Source organism: Streptomyces sp. NPDC001220, assembly GCF_053597895.1.
Map to the genome: position 1 here is coordinate 211,633 of NZ_JBSFJE010000010.1, position 15,367 is coordinate 226,999.

General features: G+C 71.4%; 11 protein-coding genes and 1 pseudogene. 8 read left to right on the forward strand and 4 right to left on the reverse strand.

The features are described 5' to 3' along the window. Nucleotides 1-15: 15 nt before the first annotated feature. The 3 genes from ACWDGI_RS24680 to ACWDGI_RS24690 all read right to left on the reverse strand — a co-directional run bounded on the left by ACWDGI_RS24680 (nucleotide 16) and on the right by ACWDGI_RS24690 (nucleotide 2,239). A complete protein-coding gene (locus ACWDGI_RS24680) occupies nucleotides 16-789 on the reverse strand; it encodes a TIGR03084 family metal-binding protein (RefSeq protein ID WP_450762360.1) in 774 nt (257 codons plus the stop codon). 90 nt (nucleotides 790-879) lie between these two features. Then, a complete protein-coding gene (locus ACWDGI_RS24685; RefSeq protein ID WP_450762362.1) occupies nucleotides 880-1,467 on the reverse strand; it encodes a Uma2 family endonuclease in 588 nt (195 codons plus the stop codon). Nucleotides 1,468-1,555: 88 nt separating this feature from the next. Continuing rightward, complete coding sequence (locus ACWDGI_RS24690; RefSeq protein ID WP_450762364.1) at nucleotides 1,556-2,239, reverse strand: SGNH/GDSL hydrolase family protein; 684 nt, start codon at nucleotides 2,237-2,239, stop codon at nucleotides 1,556-1,558. A 105-nt stretch (nucleotides 2,240-2,344) separates the two neighbouring features. On the opposite strand from ACWDGI_RS24690, the gene ACWDGI_RS24695 reads away from it, so the two are divergent. The 3 genes from ACWDGI_RS24695 (at nucleotide 2,345) to ACWDGI_RS24705 (ending at nucleotide 5,710) form a co-directional block, all read left to right on the forward strand. Continuing rightward, nucleotides 2,345-3,343, forward strand: a complete 999-nt coding sequence (locus ACWDGI_RS24695) for a WD40 repeat domain-containing protein (protein ID WP_450762366.1) — start codon at nucleotides 2,345-2,347, stop codon at nucleotides 3,341-3,343. 132 nt (nucleotides 3,344-3,475) lie between these two features. Continuing rightward, a complete protein-coding gene (locus ACWDGI_RS24700; RefSeq protein WP_450762368.1) occupies nucleotides 3,476-4,012 on the forward strand; it encodes a hypothetical protein in 537 nt (178 codons plus the stop codon). Nucleotides 4,013-4,201: 189 nt separating this feature from the next. After that, nucleotides 4,202-5,710: a cellulase family glycosylhydrolase gene (locus ACWDGI_RS24705; RefSeq protein WP_450762370.1), complete on the forward strand. Its 1,509-nt coding sequence runs from the start codon at nucleotides 4,202-4,204 to the stop codon at nucleotides 5,708-5,710. A 54-nt stretch (nucleotides 5,711-5,764) separates the two neighbouring features. Here ACWDGI_RS24705 and serC read toward each other — a convergent pair whose 3' ends face one another. Then, nucleotides 5,765-6,883 (reverse strand): phosphoserine transaminase, encoded by a 1,119-nt coding sequence (gene serC, locus ACWDGI_RS24710; protein ID WP_450762372.1) that lies wholly within the window; start codon nucleotides 6,881-6,883, stop codon nucleotides 5,765-5,767. A 192-nt stretch (nucleotides 6,884-7,075) separates the two neighbouring features. Between serC and ACWDGI_RS24715 the strand changes: the two are divergent. The 5 genes and pseudogenes from ACWDGI_RS24715 to ACWDGI_RS24735 form a co-directional block, all read left to right on the forward strand. Next, nucleotides 7,076-9,994: pseudogene (locus ACWDGI_RS24715) on the forward strand (FAD-binding and (Fe-S)-binding domain-containing protein); the annotation flags it as partial. A 143-nt stretch (nucleotides 9,995-10,137) separates the two neighbouring features. Next, nucleotides 10,138-10,926 carry a metallophosphoesterase family protein gene (locus ACWDGI_RS24720; protein WP_450762374.1) on the forward strand — a complete coding sequence of 263 codons (789 nt, stop codon included), beginning with the start codon at nucleotides 10,138-10,140 and terminating at the stop codon, nucleotides 10,924-10,926. A gap of 350 nt (nucleotides 10,927-11,276) precedes the next feature. Next, the gene (locus ACWDGI_RS24725; RefSeq protein ID WP_450762376.1) at nucleotides 11,277-12,416 is read left to right on the forward strand and encodes a lipid II:glycine glycyltransferase FemX; all 1,140 of its coding nucleotides are present in this window, start codon (nucleotides 11,277-11,279) and stop codon (nucleotides 12,414-12,416) included. A gap of 285 nt (nucleotides 12,417-12,701) precedes the next feature. Next, on the forward strand, nucleotides 12,702-12,830 hold the full coding sequence (locus ACWDGI_RS24730; protein ID WP_352223465.1) for a hypothetical protein: 129 nt from the start codon (nucleotides 12,702-12,704) through the stop codon (nucleotides 12,828-12,830). Nucleotides 12,831-13,118: 288 nt separating this feature from the next. Next, entirely contained in the window at nucleotides 13,119-15,248 is a 2,130-nt protein-coding gene (locus ACWDGI_RS24735; RefSeq protein ID WP_450762378.1) for an ABC transporter ATP-binding protein, read from the forward strand. Nucleotides 15,249-15,367: the final 119 nt, after the last annotated feature.

Genomic DNA, 15,367 nt, shown 5'->3' on the forward strand with positions numbered 1-15,367 from the left:
TCGGCCCGGTGTTCTTCAGAGGAAGACCCGCGCGACGTCGAGCCAGGTGCCCGCGTCCTCGCCGACCGCCCTGAGGCCGGTCTCGGCCAGGGACCTGCGCCGGGTGACCCGCAGGCAGAAGTCGAGGGCGGTGCCCTGAACCCGTTGTGCCGCGTTCTCCGGGCCCCATGCCCAGGTCTGGCCGCCGGGACCGGTCAGCTCGATACGGAACGGCTCGGCCGGACCGGGCAGCCCGGCCGCGTGGAAGGACAGCTCCCGTCCGGTCACTCCCAGGGCGGCCACCTGCCTGAGCCGGCCGGTCGGACGACGTTTCACACCGAGTGCATCGAAGACGTCCTGCCCGTGGGCCCACGTTTCCATCAGCCGAAGCGGTGTCATGAGCGCCGCGGTCAGCTGCGAGCCGTACCAGGGAAACCCCTGGTCCCGGGGTACGTCACGGAGCGCCGCCGCCGCCTCGGTCCGGCCCGCGCGCCAGCGGGCCAGCAGTGCCGACCGTGGTTCGGCCGCTCCCGCGGCGGCGTCGAGATCGGCGTACCGGGCGCCCGCGGCCTCGGCCTGCCGCAGCACGGCGTCGAACCCCTCCGGAGTCCGTACGGCGATGACAACGTTGGCGTCGGCTGAAGCGAGATGAGCGATCTGGTGGGCGATCGTCCACCCCGCGGCCGGTGTGGGCCTCGTCCAGTCAGGGTGTGCCGACACCAGGGCGTCGAGTTCGTCCCCTTCGGCCACCAGGTCGGGCACCGCGAGGTCGCCCTCCAGGGCGGAGAGGTCGAGGCCGTAGTTCAGCATTCGCAATCACCTTCGCACGCGTTGACGGCAGGCAGGGCCGACCCTGGCCGAAGGGCCCGTGGGAACGGCTCAACTCCGATGTGCGGAAGGCTAGTCGGTCGGGAACTCATCGGTCTTGAGGGTGAGGCCGACGACGGTGGCCGTGAGGTCCGCCTCGTCGCCGAAGTCGACCTTCGTCTCGGTCGCGTAGTCGTCGCCCTTGGGGTTGGTGTAGATGTGGCAGCGTCGCTGGTGGGGGTCGGCGATCAGGTAGACGGGGACCTCGGCCTGGGCGTAGGCGTTCTTCTTCAGGCCGTAGTCATTGGCCGCGGTGCCCCGGGAGATGACCTCGGCGACGAACTCGACGTCCTGGTAACGCCAGAGCCCCTTCCCGTTCTTCACCGCCTCCTCGGCCATCACCGTCACGTCGGACGCGAACCCGTTCAGATGCCCCGGGTAGTCGACACGGACATCGGACTTGACCCGCTTCCGGGGGTACTTGGTCCGCAACTGCTCGTAGATGTCCGCGATGATCTCCCAGTGGGTGTCCCGCTGCGGTGCCATGAAGACGGTCCCCTCGACGATCTCGACCTTGTAACCCTCGGGGGCGGGCATCTTCTCGATCCGCTCGAACAGCTCGTCGAGCGTGATTTCGTCGTCGCTCTCGGCCATCGCGATCCTGTCTTCGAGGACGGTCATCCTGGCGCTCCTCCCCGGCCACCCTCCGCACGAGTGCGGCCGCGCGGTTCAACGATACGCACGGTGACCGGGCAACGGCGGAAGCCGGTCAGTCCGTTCCGGCCTCGTACTCCTCGCCCAGGTCCCACCCCTGCCACATCGCCTCCGCGAACGCCTCGGCGATGCGGTGTTCGCCGTTCGCGTTGGGGTGGGTGCCGTCGTAGGTGTCCGTGTCGATGTCGTACGACGGCGGGGGCGAGGCCAGCAGCAGCGGGGAGCGGGGCTCGTCCAGGTCGGCGACCGTCTTCGCCAGCAGCTCGTTGAAGAGGTTCACCTGTTCCGCGAACTGCGGGTCCGACGCGGCCCGGATGTTCGGGATCACCGGCAGCACCACCATGCGGATGCGCGGGTTGGCCTCCCGTGCCGCCGCGACGAAGGACCGTGCGTTCGCCGCCGTCTGCTCCGCGTTGGTGTAGAAGCCCAGGTCGATCAGGCCGAGGGAGACCAGCAGGACGTCGGCGCGGCAGGACCGCACCGCCTCCCCGACCAGCGGTGCCATGTGCAGCCAGCCCTCGCCCCAGCCGGCCAGGTGGGCGCGGGGGAAGTCCGGGTCGGCGTAGGTGTACGACACGGGCGCGTCGGCGAGCTTGTCGTACAGCGTCTCGCGCGGGCCGACCAGGGTGAACGGGCCGCCGTAGGTCGCGCACAGGTGCTGCCACATGCGGTACCGCCATGTGTGTTCGCCCGTACTGCCGATGGTCATCGAGTCCCCGACGGGCATGAACCTGAGCATCCGCTCATGATGGACGATCGGCGGGAGCGGTGGGGTGTGAGGACCGCCACGTCAGCCACGGGCCCCGGGCCGTGAAACACCGTGCGGGATGGCAGGCTTGGGCCCATGCGCCGACGATCGTTCGCCCTTCTCGCCGGGGTCCTGCTCACCGGGGCCCTCGCCGCCGCACCCGCCTCCGCCGCCGACGACACCGGTGACAAGGGGTTCACGATCACGGACCCGCGCATCACCGAGTCCAGCGGTCTCGCCGCCTCCCATCTGCACCCGGGCATCTACTGGACCCACAACGACAGCGACGACGGCCCCTACATCTACGCCGTCGACAGCGCGACCGGGAAGACCGTGGCGACCGTCACGCTCAGTGGTGTCGGCAGGCCCCGTGACGTCGAGGCCATCTCCATCGGCCCGGACGACCAGATCTACGTCGGGGACATCGGCGACAACCTCGACGGCAGCTGGCCGTACGTGTGGATCTACCGGCTGCCCGAGCCCAAGGTCCTGGAGAACCAGACGATCAGGGCCACCCAGTACGTCGTCAAGTACGCGAACGGCGCCCGGAACGCCGAGTCGCTGATCGTCCACCCCAAGACCGGGCGCGTGTACATCATCGACAAGAAGGAGGACGGCGGCCATCTCTACGAGGGCCCGGCGACCCTGTCCTCCTCCGGCACCAACATCTTCAAGCCCGTCGCCGCCGTCGATCTCTGGGCCACCGACGCCGCTTTCTCGCCCGACGGCAGGCAGCTCGCCGTACGCGGCTACTTCGGCGGCATCTACTACGACTGGAACGGCGGGAAGATCAAGCGGGCGGGGCGGCTCGACGTGCCGCTCCAGAAGCAGGGCGAGTCGGTCAGCTACTCCACCGACGGGACAAAGCTGATGTACGGCAGCGAGGGCTCCGGCAGCCCGGTGCAGGCCGAGGACGTGCCGGGCGGGGCGGCGGGGGGCACGTCGCCGTCCGGTGGGGGGAGTTCGGCCGCCGCCCGGGACAACGGCAGTCCCGCGAGCGGCAAGGTCAAGGTCGGTGCCATCGCCGTCGGCGTCGCCGTGCTCGCCCTCTTCGGATTGCGCCGGCTGCGGCGCACCCCCACCCGCCGGCACTGACTCCCGGCCGGAGGTCACCCGTCCGGGTCACCGGCGGGGCGGCCCCGCGCCGGTCCGTGCAGGCTGGGAGGTGTCCCGCGGGCAGGGGCGGCAACACGCGGCCGGGTCCCGCCTCACGGAATGGGAGCACCCATGCGCCGCACCGTCCTGCGCCTTGCCGGGAAGGTCTGCCTGCTCACGGCCGCCCTGGGCCTGACCGTCCCCGCGACCACCGCCACCGCCGCCGAGTCCGCCGGAACGGCGCGGGCCGCGGCCGCCGCCCTCCCGCAGTTCCGCTCCGTCAGGCTGCCGATCAGCGGGACCTTCGCCGGCCCCAGTGAGAAGGTCCGCCTCAAGGGAACCCTCGACGTCACCGTCATCACCCTGCCCGGCGCGGCCGGCGGCGGCACCGCCCAGATCATCAGCAGCCTGGACGACACCAGCGGCACCGGCGACCCGAGCGGCGGGAGGTACGACCTGGTCGGCGCGGGCCGGGACGACCTGCCCTTCTCCGCGGGGGCCACCACGACCCTCAAGACCCGCCCCTCCTTCGTGCTGATCTCTCCGGTCGTCCCGCCCAACCCCGTCGTCCCGCCGAACCCGATCCGGCCCGTCACGGTCTCGGTCACCGTCACCTCCACCGGCGCGATCAACGCCATCACCGCGACGGTCGGCACCCCAGCGCCCTGAGGAGGGCCGACCTAGGAGGACCTAGGAGGACCTAGGAGGGGCGACACGGACCGAGCCGGGCGACGAGGGGCGTCGTACGTCTTGACGTGATGAAGGTGTGTCAGTTTCCTGGGAGGTGCGCGGCATATGGGAGCGCTCCCATGTTCCGGGGTCGCGCCTCCCCAGTGGAACTCCGAGAGGAACAGGCACATGTTCCGCTTACGCGCCCTGCGAAGAGCGCTGTGCGCTGCCGCCGCCGCGCTCCTCCTGCCCCTCGCCGGTGTGCACCCCGCGCACGCGGCGACCACCCCCGGGGCCGGCTACTGGCACACCAGCGGCCGGCAGATCCTGGACGCGGCCGGGCAGCCGGTCCGGATCGCCGGGATCAACTGGTTCGGGTTCGAGACCGCCAACTACGTGGCGCACGGCCTCTGGTCACGCGACTACAAGAGCATGATCGACCAGATGAGGTCGCTGGGCTACAACACCATCCGGCTGCCCTACAGCGACGACATCTTCAAGAGCACGACCGTCCCCAACAGCATCGACTTCAGCAACGGCAAGAACGCCGGCCTCCAGGGGCTCGACTCGCTCCAGGTCATGGACCGGATCGTGGCCTACGCCGGCCAGGACGGCCTCAAGGTCATCCTGGACCGGCACCGCCCGGACGCCGGCGGCCAGTCGGCGCTCTGGTACACCCCGTCGGTCCCCGAGTCGACGTGGATCGCCGACCTGAAGGCCCTCGCGGCGCGTTACGCGGCCGATCCGACCGTCGTCGGCATCGACCTCCACAACGAGCCCCACGATCCCGCCTGCTGGGGCTGCGGGGACACCACGATCGACTGGCGGCTCGCCGCCCAGCGCGCCGGGAACGCCGTGCTGTCCGTCAACCCCGATCTGCTGATCTTCGTCGAGGGCGTGCAGACGTACAACGGCGTCTCCGGGTGGTGGGGCGGCAACCTGATGGGGGCCGGCCAGTACCCGGTACAGCTGAGCGTCGCCGGCCGGGTGGTGTACTCCGCCCACGACTACGCCACCAGCGTGGCCCAGCAGAGCTGGTTCGGCGATCCCGCGTTCCCCGCCAACATGCCCGGGATCTGGGACAAGTACTGGGGCTACCTCTTCAAGCAGAACATCGCGCCGGTGTGGGTGGGCGAGTTCGGCACCACGCTCGCCTCGGCCGTGGACCAGAAGTGGCTGGCCGCGCTGGTGAGTTACCTGCGGCCGACCGCGACGTACGGCGCCGACTCCTTCCAGTGGACCTTCTGGTCCTGGAACCCCGACTCCGGTGACACCGGCGGGATCCTGAAGGACGACTGGCAGACCGTGGACACGGTGAAGGACGGCTATCTGGCGAGCGTCAAGGCGCCGCTGTTCCCGGGCACGGGAGGCGGCGGTGGCGGTGGCGGGAACACGGGCGCCTCCTGCGCGGCCTCCTACGCCGTCAGCAGCGACTGGGGGAGTGGCTTCAACGCCGCCGTCACGGTCACCAACACCGGTACGACCGCGATCGGTTCGTGGACGGTGACCTGGACGTGGAGCGGCGCGCAGCAGGTGACCAACATGTGGAACGCGTCGTACACCCAGAGCGGCGGGAAGGTCACCGCCGTGAACGCCGCGCACAACGGCACGATCCCGGCGGGCGGTTCGGCGAGCTTCGGCTTCGGGGGCGCGCCGGGCGGCGGGGCCGTCCCGAGCGTGAGCTGTACGGCCGGATGAACAGCGGCGCCCGGTGCCTGTACGGGCACCGGGCGCCTTCCGCCGTCCTGCGCGTTACAGCTTCTCGATCACGTGGTCGACGCACTTCGTCAGCGCCTCGACGTCGGCCGGGTCGATCGCCGGGAACATCGCGACGCGCAGCTGGTTGCGGCCGAGCTTGCGGTAGGGCTCGGTGTCGACGATGCCGTTGGCGCGCAGCACCTTGGCGACGGCGGCCGCGTCGATCTCGTCGGCGAAGTCGATCGTGCCGATGACCTGCGAGCGCTGTGCCGGGTCGGCGACGAACGGGGTGGCGTACTTGCTCTCCTCGGCCCAGGTGTACAGGCGGGTCGAGGAGTCCTTCGTACGGCCGGTGGAGAAGGCCAGGCCGCCCTGCCCGTTCAGCCACTCCAGCTGCTGGTCGAGCAGGAAGAGGGTGGCCAGGGCCGGGGTGTTGTACGTCTGGTTCTTGCGGGAGTTGTCGATCGCCGTGGGGAGGCTGAAGAACTCCGGGACGTGCCGGCCGGACGCGTGGATGCGCTCGGCGCGCTCGATCGCCGCCGGGGAGAAGACGCCGATCCACAGGCCGCCGTCGGAGGCGAAGGACTTCTGCGGGGCGAAGTAGTAGACGTCGGTCTCGCTGACGTCGACGGGCAGGCCGCCCGCGCCGGAGGTGGCGTCGACGAGCACGAGCGCGCCCTCGTCGGCCCCGGCGACCCGCTGGATCGGCATGGCGACACCGGTCGAGGTCTCGTTGTGGGTGAAGGCGTAGACGTCCACGCCGGCCTCGGCCCGCGGCTGCGGGTGGGTGCCCGGGTCGGAGGCGATGACGGTGGGTTCGGCCAGCCAGGGGGCGAGCTTGGCGGCCTTGGCGAACTTGGAGGAGAACTCACCGAAGTTCAGGTGCTGCGACCTGCCGTCGATCAGACCGTGGGTGGCGACGTCCCAGAAGGCGGTGGAGCCGCCGTTGCCGAGGACGACCTCGTAGCCGTCCGGGAGGGAGAACAGGGCGCTGATGCCCTCGCGGACCCGGCCGACCAGGTTCTTCACCGGGGCCTGCCGGTGGGAGGTGCCCATGAGAGAGGTGCCGGTGGCGGCGAGCGCGTCCAGCGCCTCCGTCCGCACCTTGGAGGGGCCCGCGCCGAAGCGTCCGTCGGCGGGCTTGATGTCAGCGGGGATCTGGATGTCAGCCACGGGGCGAGCGTAGTGGCTGGAGGAAACGTGGTCGAAATGTAGTCCGTCGGGTGAGACGGGCGGGTGTGGGGGCGTGAGACGAGCGGGTGGCGGGCCGGTTCCCGTCCCCGCGCGGCGGGTGCGCGTCGTCCGAGGCGGTTCGCCGGCCGTCGTCCCGCGTCACCGCCGGTGCCGGCGGGCAGACTGGGAGGCATGGTCGATCTGGAGGCTGAGCTGCGCGGGGCCGTCCGGGGCGAGGTGGGGTTCGACGTCACGTCGCGGGCGCTGGTCACCATGGACGCGTCCAACTACCGGCGGGTCCCGGTGGGGGTGGTGGCCCCCCGGGACGCGGACGACGTGGCCGCCGTACTGGAGGTGTGCCGTGCCCACGGGGTGCCGGTGGTCGCCCGGGGCGGCGGCACCTCGATCGCGGGGCAGGCCACGGGCACGGGCGTGGTGCTGGACTTCACCCGTCACATGAACCGTCTCGTCGGCCTGGACCCGGTCACCCGAACGGCCGTCGTCCAGCCGGGTCTGGTCCTGGACCGCCTCCAGGAGGCCGCCGCCCCGCACGGTCTGCGGTTCGGCCCGGATCCCTCCACGCACAGCCGGTGCACGCTCGGCGGGATGATCGGCAACAACTCGTGCGGCTCGCACAGCGTGGCCTGGGGCACCACGGCGGACAGCGTCCGGGAGCTGGACGTGATCACCGCGCGGGGCGGCCGGCTGCGGCTCGGCCAGGACTGGGCCGGGGCCCCGGAGGGCCTGCGCGAGCTGGTGGCCGGCGATCTGGCCCGCCTGCGCACCGGCTACCCCGACCTCCCCCGGCGCATCTCCGGGTACGCGCTGGACGCGCTGCTCCCCGAGAAGGGCGCCGACGTGGCCCGCGCCTTCTGCGGCAGCGAGGGCACGCTGGGGATCCTCACGGAGGCGACCGTCCGCCTCGTCGAGCCGCCCCGCGCGCGTGCCCTCGCGGTGCTCGGGTACGCCGACGAGAGCGCGGCCGCGGAGGCGGCGGCCGGGCTGCTCGCCGCCGCCCCGCTGACGGTGGAGGGCATGGCCGCCGACCTGGTGCGGTCCCCGGCCGGACTGCCGCGCGGCGGCGCCTGGCTGTTCGTGGAGACGGGCGGCGAGTCGGCCGCGCAGGCACGCGCGCGTGCCGAGGCGGTCGTCCGCGCGGCGGATGTCCTCGACGCACTGGTCGTCACCGACCCGGCCGGGCAGCGCGCACTCTGGCGCATCCGCGAGGACGCCTCCGGTACGGCGACCCGGATGCCGGACGGCAGCGAAGCGTGGCCCGGCTGGGAGGACTGCGCGGTGCCGCCGGCCCGACTGGGCGCCTACCTGCGGGACTTCAGAGGCCTGCTGTCCGCCCACGGCCTGCGGGGCACCCCGTACGGCCACTTCGGCGACGGCTGCATCCACGTCCGCATCGACTTCGACCTGCTCAGCGCGGCCGGCGTGGCCCGCTTCCGCCGCTTCTCCGAGGAACTGGCCGACCTCGTCGTCGCCCACGGCGGCTCGCTCTCCGGGGAGCACGGGGACGGCCGGGCGAGGGCGGAACTGCTGCCCAGGATGTACGGCGCGGAGATGGTGGCGTTGTTCGAGCGCGCGAAGGGGATCTGGGACCCCGACGACCTCCTCAACCCCGGCATGCTGGTCAGGCCCGCCCCCCTGGACACCGACCTCCGCTTCGCCGTCCTCCCCCGCGAGCCGCTGCCGGTAACCTTCGCCTACCCCTCCGACCACGGCGACTTCTCGGCGGCCGTCCGCCGCTGCGTGGGCGTGGCGAAGTGCCGTACGACCGAGGTGTCCGGCGCCTCCGTGATGTGCCCGTCCTTCCGGGCCACCGGCGAGGAGGAGCACTCGACGCGCGGCCGGGCCCGGCTGCTGCACGAGATGCTGGCGGGCGAACTGGTGACGGACGGCTGGCAGTCGACGGAGGTCCGGGACGCGCTGGACCTGTGCCTGTCCTGCAAGGGCTGCCGGTCGGACTGCCCGGTGGGGGTGGACATGGCGACGTACAAGGCGGAGTTCCTGTACCACCACTACGCGGGGCGGCGGCGTCCCGCGTCCCACCACAGCATGGGCCGGCTGCCGCGCTGGCTGCGCCTGGTGGCCCGCACGCACACGGCGGGGCTGGTCAACGCGCTCGTCGCCGTACGCCCGCTGGCGGCACTGGCCGGACGCGTCGGCGGTATCGCACCCGAGCGGCGGATCCCGCGCCTGGCGAGGGAACCGTTCAGCCGGTGGCTGCGGCGACGGCAGCGCAGGCGCCTGCGGGACTGGATGACGGACGCGCGGGCGGGACGCCGGCCGGACTTCCCGGCGCGGACGGTCTTCCTCTGGCCGGACACGTTCACGGAGCACCTGTCACCGTCGGTGGGCCGGGCGGCCGTACGGGTGCTGGAGGCGGCAGGGGTGGGCGTGGCGGAGCTCCCGACGCGACCATGGCGGGTGCGCCGGTCGCACGACGGCGGGGTGGGGAGCGTCGGCATGTCGGGCCGCCGGCCGCGCCGGGCCTCCCGCGCGTGCTGCGGGCTGACGTACATCTCCACGGGCCAACTGGACGAGGCGCGGGCGGTGCTGCGTCGCACGCTCGACCTCCTGGGCCCCTTCGTGCTGCCGGAACCGGAGGACGCGGAGGACCCGGCCCTGTTCGTGGTCCTGGAACCCAGCTGTGCGGCCGCCCTCCGCGCGGACCTGCCGGAACTCCTCCCGGACGACCCCCGCGCGGCCCGCGTGGCGGGGGCGGTGGTCACCTTCGCGGAGGCCCTGGAACGCCTGGCCCCGGAGTGGACCCCGCCCCACCTGAACCGCCGGGTCACCGGTCAGACCCACTGCCACCAGCACGCGGTGCTGGGCGACACCGCCGACCGCCGCCTGCGCGAGGCCGCCGCCCTCACCGGCGACCTGGTCGGCGGCTGCTGCGGTCTGGCCGGCAACTTCGGCTTCGAGAAGGGGCACTTCGAGGTGTCGCGGGCGTGTGCGGAGGAGCAGCTGCTGCCGGCGGTGACCGATGCGCCGCCGGACACGGTGATCCTGGCGGACGGCTTCTCCTGCCGGACACAGCTGGAACAACTGGGTGGCGTGCGGGCCAGGCACCTGGCGGAGGCACTCGCCGAGGGCCTGGAACCGGAGGGGGACGGGCCAGAGGGGGACGGGCCAGACGGGGACGGGAAGGACGGGAAGTGGGGCTGGAAGTGGGGCTGGAGGGATGGGACGTGGGGCGGGAAGTTGGACGGCAAGGATGGGAAGTGGGGCGGGAAGTGAGCGTGTCCGAGCTCGAGTTGAACCGGGTGGCGGTCCTCTCCGACATCCACGGGGTGCTGCCGGCGCTGGAGGCGGTGCTCGCGGAACCGGACGTGTCCTCGGCCGACCGCATCGTGCTCACCGGTGACATCACGGCGGGCCCGCAACCGGGCCAGGTGATCGAGGCGTTGCGCGAACTGGGCGACCGGGTGCTGTGGCTGTCGGGAAACGCGGACCGGGAGCTGGTGGAGTACCGCAGGGGCGAACGCACCGAGATCCCCGACCCGATCGGCCCGTTCGCGGCGGACGCGCTCACCGCCGAACAGGTCGGCTTCCTCGCCGCGCTCCCCAGGACGGCCACCCTCACGGTTCGAGGCCTGGGCCGGGTCCTGTTCTGCCACGCGACGCCCCGCGACGACGAGGAGATCGTCCTGGTCGACTCCTCGGCGGCCCGCTGGGCGGAGGTGTTCGCCGGCATCGACCCCGCTGTCGGAACGGTCGTCTGCGGCCACACCCACATGCCGTACACCCGCCTCGCGAACGGCCGCCTGGTCGTCAACCCCGGCAGCGTGGGCATGCCCTACGGCCGGCCGGGCGCCCACTGGTGCCTGCTGGGCCCCGGCGCCGACCTGCGGGTGACGTCGTACGACATCCCGGCGGCGGTGGCCCGGCTCCGCGCCGAGTGCGCGTACCCCGAGATCGCGGAGTGGGCGGACTGCTACCTCAACTCCCGGGTGAGCGACACGGAGGCGCTGGCGGCGTTCGGGCCGGGCGACGGGAGGGCGGATGATCGGCGGACTGCCACTCGATGACGAACGCGACGCCCCGCTGCGGGCGCGCCGCGAGTCCCGACACGCCCTCACCGACCTGTGCGGAAACGATTCCGACCGGATTCGCGTCTGTTCTGCTTGATGTCGTCGCCGTCAGTTCCGTTTGTTTGCGGTCCCCTGTCACCTGTCCCGTCCCCCTGTCACCTGTCCTGTCACCTGTCACCTGTCACCTGTCACCTGTCACCTGTCACCTGTCACCTGTCACCTGTCACCTGTCCCGGTCCTTGTCGCCGGTACCCCGTCCGTACCCCCGCACCCCCTGCTGTGGCCGGTGAGCGTCGGCGCCGGTTCGATGCCCGTCTGTCCAGGAAGAATCCGAGGAGCCTTCGCCCATGACGTCAGCCTCCGCAGTCCTCCGTCTCCAGCCCGTCTCCCGTGCCGAACACCTCGCCTTCGTCGACTCCCGTAGCCCCTCCCCGAGCCATATGCAGGTGCCGTCCTGGGGAGACGTGAAGCCGGACTGGCAGGCGGAGAGCCTGGGCTGGTTCGACGGGGAGGGGCGGATGGTCGGGGCCGGGCTGGTGCTGCTGCGGGCGGTGCCCAAGGTGAAGCGGTATCTCGCCTATCTGCCGGAGGGGCCGGTCATCGACTGGCACGACCCGGCGCTGGAGCGCTGGCTCGATCCGCTGCTGGCGTACCTGAAGGGGCGCGGGGCGTTCGCGGTGAAGATGGGGCCGCCCGTCGTCGTACGACGGTGGAGCGCGGAGGCGGTGAAGGAGGCGATCGCCGATCCCGCCGCCCGGCGGCTGCGGGACGCCGAGGCGACCTCGGAGGAACCCCGTGCCCTCGAACTCGGCGAACGGCTGCGCCGGATGGGATGGCGGCGGACGGAGGCCGGCGGCGAGGACGGGTTCGCGGCCGGCCAGCCCCGGTACGTGTTCCAGGTTCCGTTCGCCGGGCGGTCGTTGGACGACATCCAGCGCGGGCTCAACCAGCAGTGGCGGCGCAACGTGAAGAAGGCCGAGAAGGCCGGGGTCAAGGTCGTCCGGGGCGGCTACGAGGACCTGCCCGCCTTCTACACGCTGTACGCCGAGACCGCCGAGCGCGACCGCTTCATCCCGCGCCCCCTCCCCTACTTCCAGCGCATGTGGACCGCGCTCACCACCGAACACCCCGACCGTATGCGCCTCTACCTCGCCCACCACGAGGGCGAGGTCCTCGCCGCCGCGACCATGCTCACCGTCGGCGGGCACGTCTGGTACTCCTACGGCGCCTCCACCAGCCGCAGGCGCGAGGTCCAGCCGAACAACGCCGTCCAGTGGCGGATGATGTGCGACGCCCACGAACTCGGCGCCGCCGTATACGACTTCCGGGGCATCACCGACACCCTGGAGGACTCCAACCACCTGCTGGGCCTGCTCCGGTTCAAGGTCGGCGCCGGCGGGGAGGCCGTCGAGTACCTGGGGGAGTGGGACTTCCCGCTCAACAAGCTGCTCCACAAGGCGTTCGACGTGTACATGGCCCGCCGCTGACGCCTCCTCCGGGTACGGCCCGGCCGGTTTCATAAGCCGGCTCTCAGGTTCATAAGACAACTCTCAGGTTCGGGGTCGTTATACAGCTGTTACTCAGGTATTCACAGCACCTGTTTGCCGTTCGCAAGCCGACTTTGCTGTTCCTTGAGATCTGAGCCGTGTAAGTTCATCGGTGTCGGGCGGCGGGGATTGCCGAGGATGACGATCCGAAATCCCCGTACGTTGCCCAAGAGAATTCTCGCGCCATCCTGCACCACTTGCACTTCGAACTCTCAAGGAGTCGGAATGAGCCTCAAGAAGCTCGCCCCGCTGCCCCCCAAGCCCAAGAAGCAGCTGCCCCCGCCGCCCCCGCCGAAGCCGAAGAAGAAGGCCCACAAGCCGCTTCCGAAGCCGATCCCCGGCCAGGACGGCTGAGTCTGCTGTAAAGAGGACCGACGGTTCGCCGTCGGTCCTTTTTCGCTCCTGAATTCCCGGAATTCCAGCGTCGGAGAGCGGAGGAAGTGAGAAATGCGCGCAAGGGAGAGTGAAGGCACGGAATACGAGTACGGAGTCGACGCGTCGTCGAAATACGGCAGCGCGGACGGGTATGGCGCAGGCGAGTACGACCGGGGCGGGTACGGCGCAGACGGGTACGATCGAGGGGGGTATGGCGCAGGCGAGTACGACCGAGGCGGGTATGGCGCAGGCGAGTACGTAGAAGGCGTGGACGACGGGGACGACGGGGACGACGGGGACGACGGGGACGACGAGTACACGCCCGCCATCCCGGCCCGCGCCGCCTTCCGCCGCTTCTGGCCGCTGACCCGGGGTCTGCGCGGCTGGCTGGCGATCGTCTGGGTGTGCACGGTGATCGCCGCGTTCGCCGAGACCGAGGCCATCCTGCTCTTCAGCGACCTCACCGACCACGCCCTGCAGAAGGGCTCGCTCAGCGCCTTCTGGAGCCCGGCCGGACAGTGGCTGGGCATCGCGATCGTCGGCGCGATCGTCGCGTACGCGGGCAACTCCCTCGCCGCCTGGGTCACCGAACGCTTCGTCATGCGGCTGCGCGAGCACGTCTTCGACCACGTCCAGCAGCTGCCCCCGCACTTCTTCCAGCGCCACCGCCAGGGCGACCTGCTCTCCCGCCTGACCAGCGACGTCGAGGCCATCGAGACCATGGTGGTGTCCGGGCTGGTCGGCGCCGCGTCGGCCCTGTTCAGCGCCCTGTTCTACGCGGCCGCCGCGTTCTGGCTGCGCTGGGACCTGGCCGCCGCCACCTTCGTCCTCGCCCCGCTGTTCTGGCTGGCCGCGCGCCGCTTCTCCGGCTCCATCAAGGACGTCTCCAGGGAGGGCCGGGTCGCCGACGGCGCGATCACCTCCGTGGTCGAGGAGTCCCTCGGCAACATCGTGCTGACCCAGGCGTACGACCGCCGTGACGCCGAGCGCCGCCGCCTGAACGAGGAGGCGAGCGCCTGGTTCCGCGCCTCCGTCCGCTCCACCCGCCTCAACGAGGCCTACGAGCAGCTCGTCCAGGTCATCGAGACGGTCTGCGTCCTCGCGGTGATCGGCATCGGCGCCTGGGAGATCTCCACCGGCCGGATGACCCTCGGCCAGCTCCTCGCCTTCTCCGCCTTCCTCGGCTACCTCTACCCGCCCGTGCGCGGCCTCGCCCAGCTCGGCCTCACCGTCACCGCCGCCACGGCCGGCGCGGAACGGCTGATCGAGATCCTCGACGTGCGGCCGTCGGTCACCGACCCCCGCCGAGGCACCGGCACCGACATCGGGCGCCCCGACGGCACCGTCGAGCTCCGCGACGTCGGCTTCCGCTATCCCGGCGCCGACAGGACCGCCCTGGAGGGCCTCTCCTTCACCGTCAGCCCCGGCGAACTCGTGATCATCACCGGGCCCAGCGGCGCCGGCAAGTCCACCGTCTCCAAGATGCTGCTCCGCTTCTACGACCCCGACAGCGGCGAGATCCTCCTCGACGGCGTCCCGATCCGCGACTTCCCCCTCGCCAGACTGCGCGAGTACATCACCCTGCTCCCGCAGGAGACCCTCGTGCTGCACGACACCGTCCGCGCCAACATCGCCTGCGGCCGCCCCGGTGCCAGCGAGCAGGCCATCGAGGAGGCCGCCAGGGCCGCCGACGCCCACGACTTCATCGTCCGGCTCCCCGACGGCTACGACACCAGGGTCGACCCCAACTCGGCCCGGCTCTCCGGCGGTCAGCTCCAGCGCCTGGCCATCGCCCGCGCGATCCTGCGCGACGCTCCCGTCCTCGTCCTCGACGAGCCGACCACCGGCCTGGACGCGATGGCCGCGCGCCGCGTCGTCAAGCCGCTGCGGCGCCTGATGACCGGCCGTACGACCATCATGATCACCCACGACCTGAACCTCGCCCCCGACGCCGACCGCATCCTCGTCGTCGACCGCGGCCGCATCGTCGAGACCGGCCGCCACGACGAACTCCTCACCCGCGGCGGCGCCTACTCCCGGCTGCACCGCTCCCAGAACAACGCGGTGATGGACACCGGCGAACTGCGGCTCCCGCTCTTCACCGACCAGGGCGCACCGGTGGCCGAGCCGATGCCCGTGCCCCAGGCCTCCTACGCCGGGGCGCAGGTCGGCGGGTACGGCTACCAGCAGCAGTACGGGAACACGTACGACTACAACCACGACCACGACGTGTACGCGGCCGGGGAACTATGGCCCCAGCCCATGTACGAGTCCCATACGGAGGCTGCACACATGGAGGCCGCCCATATGGACGTCGGCTACGGGGCGGATGTGCCCACCACACTCCCGGACGGCCGCCCCCTGTTCCGTGACGAGGAGCCCTGGCCCGGCATCTGAGCCGCCCATGCCGGACGGGCCGCAACTCTGGTGAGTGCCCGTCACATCAGCCTTGTTACACACCTATTGCACAAGGGATCTTCAAGAATTCTCCACTCTGTCCGTAGGCTGCGTACGCC

Coding starts and splice junctions, on each gene's coding strand:
- ACWDGI_RS24685 (WP_450762362.1), bottom strand. CDS start 1,467: ATGACCGTCCTCGAAGACAGGATCGCGATGGCCGAGAGCGACGACGAA.
- ACWDGI_RS24705 (WP_450762370.1), top strand. CDS start 4,202: ATGTTCCGCTTACGCGCCCTGCGAAGAGCGCTGTGCGCTGCCGCCGCC.
- ACWDGI_RS24700 (WP_450762368.1), top strand. CDS start 3,476: ATGCGCCGCACCGTCCTGCGCCTTGCCGGGAAGGTCTGCCTGCTCACG.
- ACWDGI_RS24695 (WP_450762366.1), top strand. CDS start 2,345: ATGCGCCGACGATCGTTCGCCCTTCTCGCCGGGGTCCTGCTCACCGGG.
- ACWDGI_RS24725 (WP_450762376.1), top strand. CDS start 11,277: ATGACGTCAGCCTCCGCAGTCCTCCGTCTCCAGCCCGTCTCCCGTGCC.
- ACWDGI_RS24680 (WP_450762360.1), bottom strand. CDS start 789: ATGCTGAACTACGGCCTCGACCTCTCCGCCCTGGAGGGCGACCTCGCG.
- ACWDGI_RS24730 (WP_352223465.1), top strand. CDS start 12,702: ATGAGCCTCAAGAAGCTCGCCCCGCTGCCCCCCAAGCCCAAGAAGCAG.
- ACWDGI_RS24690 (WP_450762364.1), bottom strand. CDS start 2,239: ATGCTCAGGTTCATGCCCGTCGGGGACTCGATGACCATCGGCAGTACG.